Source organism: Thermoanaerobacter sp. A7A (assembly GCF_000445185.1).
Taxonomy (GTDB): Bacteria; Bacillota; Thermoanaerobacteria; order Thermoanaerobacterales; family Thermoanaerobacteraceae; genus Thermoanaerobacter.
Window position 1 is genome coordinate 1 of the sequence record NZ_AVAF01000033.1, and the last position, 3,732, is coordinate 3,732.

Consider the following 3,732-nt stretch of genomic DNA (forward strand, 5'->3'; position numbering starts at 1 on the left):
TCCTTTATCCTTGCTGCAAGCTCTGTAATATTCATTCCTTTATTTAATAAATCACCAAAAATTTCTACTACTTCCTTAGTGAAATTTAGAGCATTTTGTAGTATAATATCCTCAAAGATATGTTTTTTCACAAGAGACACCCCTTTCTGTGTTGTTTTGTTTCCTAGTTCTATTTTATCACAGGGGTTGTCTCTTGTTTTTTTTCACTCAAAAAATCCTACGATAATTTTACACTATGTTTTTTAATACAAAGAAGGACTTTAAACGTTTTAATAGAATTTATAATATAAAACCACTTACTTGCATAATAACATATACTATATAGTAAAAATCACCAAATAAGAATATCATTTTATAAAAAGAGGGATATCATGAATGACTTATTATCATTGAGATGCATAAACATTACTTTGAGCGAAATTCTTAGCGACGAATACCTTTCCCTCATGAAGTGGGAAATAGAAAAAATTTTACAAATTAACTTGATACAACATATTCTAAAATATGAAGACGATACTGAATGGTTTATTCTTCTAAATGGAATAGAAAAAAACTTTCGACTTTGGCTGACAATTTTCCAAGACTCTTATGAGCCAGTCAATAGAATTATAATTAATGAACTTTCTGTGTCTTTTGAAAAAGAAATTGACAAAAAAGAACTAGAAAAACAAATTATAAAAACTGTTTCTGAGTTTTTACGCGATATTGGTGTCATTTCAGTATATTCTAATAATACATCTTTGCCTTGGGAAGAATTAGGATTTATGCTAGAAGAAAATAAATTATATTTTAGTTTAAAATAAAACCCCTCAAAAGAGGGATTTTATTTTGCTAATTCATATATAGCGTGAGCATAAATTTTTGCATTTAATATCAAATCTTCAATTTCTATATATTCATCCGCTTGATGTGCTAACTCTGGCTTGCCTGGAAAAACAGGCCCAAATGCTACTGTGTTAGGCATCTCTTTCGCATAAGTTCCTCCACCTATTGCTAAAAGCTCTGCTTTCTGTCCCGTCTGTTCTTCATAAACTTTGCTCAAAGTTTTTATCAAAGGATGGTCTGGTGGGAAATACAAAGGTGGCTGATGGAGCATGTCTTCTATTCTCATCCCATTAGTTTTGATTTTTTCTTCAAAAATATTCATCCAATCCTCATATTTATATTTTACAGGATATCGAATATTTAATCCTAATACTCCTTTGTTTTCATCTAATTGAATAGTACCAACGTTAAAAGTCAATTCTCCTGTTTCATCTTTTAAGTATATCCCAAAAGTTTTTCCATTTGTTTCCATTCCCACATTTGTAGCAAAGAAATGTATAAAATCTTTGACATCGCTATCCTCTAAATCTATTCTGTCAAGGAAGAGAAATAGCTGCATTATAGCATTTTTCCCTAAGTGTGGAAGGCTGCCATGAGCCGAAACCCCTACTGATTTGATTACAAGCATTTCGTCTTTTTCCTCAGCCTTCAAATTGTAACCAGTCTCTTTTATGAAGGCTTCTAACTTATCTTGAATTTCTTTCTTCTTATTTGCCTCTTTTACCTCTAATCCAGCTTCACAATAGCCTGGTACTACATTAGGCCTTTCTCCACCTTTGATGTATTTTATAACAATGTTGCTGGACTTTTTATTAAAGTCTTTTACCACATTAAACATTGTTATTCCTTTTTCTGCATATATAATTGGATATTGAGCATCAGGAGTAAAGCCCATTGTAGGAGCTTCATCGTGTTTTAAATAATAAGCAATCTCGTGAGAACCTGTCTCTTCATTTGTTCCAAATAAAATTCTCACTCTTTTAGAAAGCTTTAACCCAGCGTCTTTTATAGCCTTTAGCCCGTATAAAGCAGCAATTATAGGGCCCTTATCATCTACAGTACCTCTCCCATATATCTTTCCATCATGTATTTCAGCACCATAAGGTGGATAAGTCCACCCATCACCTTCTGGAACTACATCTAAATGTCCCAAAACTCCTATCATTTCTTCTCCTTCGCCGTATTCTGCATACCCTACATAGCCATTCACGTTTTTAGTCCTAAAGCCTAAACTTTGTGCAATCTCTAAAGCTTTGTCCAATGCCTTAGCAACACCTTCTCCATAAGGCATTCCTGGTTTCGGTTCATCTTGTACGCTTTTTATCTTGACTAGCTCTTGAACAGATTTTATAATGTCATCTCTCATATTGTCTATGTAGGAATTTAAATCCATAAAAATCCCCCCAATAATTTGGTAATCACACCTCTATTATATACCTTTACTTAAATGTTTTCAATATTTTTCTATCTGCTTCCTATTTTCTTACCTATAACATTCCAAAAAGAAGGGGTTTCAAAGCCAATCCTCCACACACATATGCCATGTAAATTATACCTTTTAGCAACTTCTATCTTCTCAGCTAAAGTGGCAGAGTTTTCAAACCATACCTCTCTCGTTATTCCCGTGTTTTTGTCATAATAGACATAATAAGGCTCTTGGTATTGGTCGCTCCACTTTATTTGAATTCCTTGAATTTGTGCTTTTGTAAGTATTTCTTTTGTAGGGCGAGAGAAACCACCACTTTTACTTGCAGGCCAATCATATCCATAAGTAGCTACTCCTAAACATATTTGTTCAGGTTTAAAACCTTCATTTAGTGCATCTTTGACGTTGTACTCCACCCACTGCTCAGGAGAAACAGGTCCCGGCGGTGAAGAAGCATTATGCCTATCATAGGTCATCAAGGTGACATGGTCCACTAAAGGCGCTAATTCGTGATAGTCGTATATACCTGATATTTCTTTAGGTACCTGATAATGAGGTATAACGGAAATGTCAAGAATTTTACCTTCTTTTTTGATAAGCGGTCTTATTTTGCTTATAAAAGCCGTAAGATAATCTTTGTCCTGAACATAATTCTTAGTTCCATGAGGAATAAACTCAAAATCTATGTTGTAACCGTCAAAATCATGTTTTTTTAATAAAGCCATTAATTGAGAAATAGCCTTTTCTCGGATATTTGGATCCAAAAGAACTTCATCTTTGCTGTTAGCCACATTAACAAGAGGAACTACTTTTATCCCTTGTTTTTTCGCATAATCCAGCGCTTGAGGGTTTGTAGAATCTTTTACTGTCCCGTCTCCTTCTACAGTAAGCCACAATGGAGAAAGTGTATCAATATATCTTGAATATTTTACCAGTGATTGATATGAATTGTCTGGTCCAGCAGAATCAACATAAAATCCTACTACTTGAAGTTTTTTTAATCCTAGCTTACCAAAAGGCTTAAAAAAAGGTTTTTGAATTGTATTTTTACATGCACTCAAAAAAATTGATATGGTAAACAGCAAAACTATCAAAATCAATACAAATCTTAACTTTTTCCTCATAAAAAGATATAACCTCCTCATTTTTGTAATGATTCGGTTATATCTTGTGAAAAAAAATAAATTTATGTATAAAAATATTTTATTTTCAGTTTGGTGGAGATAAGGGGATTCGAACCCCTGACCTCATGCATGCGAGGCATGCGCTCTCCCTACTGAGCTATATCCCCATGTAACCCATATAAAAATGGTGGGGTTAACAGGGATCGAACCTGTGACCTCTACGATGTCAACGTAGCGCTCTGACCAGCTGAGCTATAACCCCACTTCTTGCTTTTTTATTATACAATTTTAATAAAAGGTTGTCAATATTTATGCTTTTTATGTTTTTTGCTTTGTACCTTTTTTTATAATTTTTTT

At 33.5% G+C, this 3,732-nt stretch carries 4 protein-coding genes and 2 tRNA genes; 1 reads left to right on the forward strand and 5 read right to left on the reverse strand.

Features of this window, described 5'->3' with window-relative positions; genetic code table 11:
• A partial coding sequence (locus M663_RS15085; protein WP_273702594.1) for a UPF0236 family protein occupies positions 1-140 on the reverse strand: 140 nt, incomplete at its 3' end.
• A gap of 231 nt (positions 141-371) precedes the next feature.
• On the opposite strand from M663_RS15085, the gene M663_RS0102310 reads away from it, so the two are divergent.
• Positions 372-803 (forward strand): hypothetical protein, encoded by a 432-nt coding sequence (locus M663_RS0102310; protein ID WP_003870186.1) that lies wholly within the window; start codon positions 372-374, stop codon positions 801-803.
• A 20-nt stretch (positions 804-823) separates the two neighbouring features.
• Here the strand turns inward: M663_RS0102310 and pepV are convergent, their stop codons facing one another.
• From pepV to M663_RS0102330, 4 genes are all read right to left on the reverse strand, one after another.
• Positions 824-2,218, reverse strand: coding sequence for a dipeptidase PepV (pepV, locus tag M663_RS0102315; protein WP_029687811.1), 1,395 nt, complete (start codon positions 2,216-2,218; stop codon positions 824-826).
• A 71-nt stretch (positions 2,219-2,289) separates the two neighbouring features.
• Positions 2,290-3,375: a glycosyl hydrolase family 18 protein gene (locus tag M663_RS0102320; RefSeq protein ID WP_029687812.1), complete on the reverse strand. Its 1,086-nt coding sequence runs from the start codon at positions 3,373-3,375 to the stop codon at positions 2,290-2,292.
• A 91-nt stretch (positions 3,376-3,466) separates the two neighbouring features.
• Positions 3,467-3,542: transfer RNA gene (locus tag M663_RS0102325), tRNA-Ala, on the reverse strand.
• A gap of 18 nt (positions 3,543-3,560) precedes the next feature.
• A tRNA-Val gene (locus tag M663_RS0102330) sits at positions 3,561-3,637 on the reverse strand.
• Between the last annotated feature and the right edge of the window lie 95 nt (positions 3,638-3,732).